The following is a 1,566-nucleotide window of genomic DNA, read 5'->3' as shown; positions in this document are numbered from 1 at the left end:
TCAGACTGTAGACAAACTATCGTTATAACATTAAAAATATAACGGTAGTTTGTTTTTTATAAGCTTTTCAATAATATGTATAAAAATATTCAAAAATAGAAGTCCTCACGGACTCTTATGTAAGCCACGTCGCCACTTTTTTCAAATTCATCGCAGCACAAGTAAACATCGTATCCATTGTCACCTTTCCTAAACCTCGGAAACGTGTCCATCTCATACCATGTTGCTCTTTAGCATCACCAAATCGTCTTTCTATTGTTTGGCTTCTCATTTTATATATTTTTTTAATTGAATCCATAAATCTTAAGTCTTCAACTATATCTAAATCATCTTGCCATACATGCCTTTGAATTTGTTTTTGAAAATGTTTGTTTTCGGTACATTTGCTCAATAGTGGGCATTCGCGACAGATGTCAGAATTTGATATATAAAGCCTGTGCCCACTTGGCATTGTTCTTTTATAAGTTAAAAACTCATTATTAGGACATATATAACTATCATAATATTCATCGTAGATGAAATCTCGACTTTTGAAGAAACCTTCTTTCCCTTTTGGGCGAGTATACGGCATCACAGGTATCATAAGTTTTTCAATAAGGTAGTGTGCGTTAGATGGAGTCTTATATCCAGAATCAACTGCTACATATCTCGCTTTTAAACCTAATTTCTCCATTCTTTCTATCATAGGTTTCAATTGTGTACTATCATGGATGTTTCCTGGTGTGACATGTGAATCTAGAATGAAGCCGTGTCTATCGACACATGCATGTAGAGAATAAGCGAATTGCTTTTCTCTCTCACTCTTCACATAATAACCGGACTCTGGATCAGTTTTACTTTCTTTTATACATTTAGTTTTCACTTCCTTTTTCTTTTTTATAGGCTTTTTTCCATCGGCTTTTCTTAAAAGGTTTATTTCATCATCCAATTCTTTTTGATAAGCTTTGGCTTCAATTTGAACAACTTTCTTAATGTATTTATTTTTATTGGCATTGGCTTTAATATGAGTTGAATCGATAAAAATTTGCTCAGTATCAATAAGGTTATTTTCAAAAGCAACTTCTAAGATGTGTTGGAAAATTTCTTCAAATACCTTATTATCATAAAACCGTCGGGTGTAGTTTTTGCTAAAAGTACCAAAATGAGGAACTTTATCAAAGAATCCATAACCTAAGTACCATCGGTACGCTACATTAGTGTGAATTTCTTTTATAGTTTGTCTCATAGATTTAATGCCGAATAATTTTTGGATTAGAAGGATTTTCACTAGAATTACAGGGTCAATAGAGGGTCTGCCATTATCTAAGCAGTATTTATCTTTCACTAAATCATAAACAAAGTTAAGATCTAAGACTTTTTCAACTTTACGTAACAAGTGATCATCAGGAACTAATTGAGATATTGAAATTATTTCAAGTTGTTCTCTATTGTTGAAAGATTTATTTAGCATACTATCACCTCATTGTCTTATTACTATTATTATACAAAAAATGGGAAAAGGTTATTAAACAAATATTAAAGAAATAAAAAATGCCGACAAGTCCGTAGGACTTTGTCGACAGTCTG

At 31.9% G+C, this 1,566-nt stretch carries 1 protein-coding gene; it reads right to left on the bottom strand.

The genetic code is table 11. The features are described 5' to 3' along the window. Positions 1-115 precede the first annotated feature (115 nt). Entirely contained in the window at positions 116-1,450 is a 1,335-nt protein-coding gene (locus CD138_RS13335; RefSeq protein ID WP_019168468.1) for an IS1182 family transposase, read from the bottom strand. Positions 1,451-1,566: the final 116 nt, after the last annotated feature.

The sequence above is a fragment of the Staphylococcus intermedius NCTC 11048 genome, assembly GCF_002902385.1.
Lineage (GTDB): Bacteria > Bacillota > Bacilli > Staphylococcales > Staphylococcaceae > Staphylococcus > Staphylococcus intermedius.
This window is presented reverse-complemented; position numbering and strand designations above follow the sequence as displayed.

What these genes read in the sequence shown, in the direction of transcription:
- CD138_RS13335 (WP_019168468.1), bottom strand. Translation starts at nt 1,450, where the DNA reads ATGCTAAATAAATCTTTCAACAATAGAGAACAACTTGAAATAATTTCA.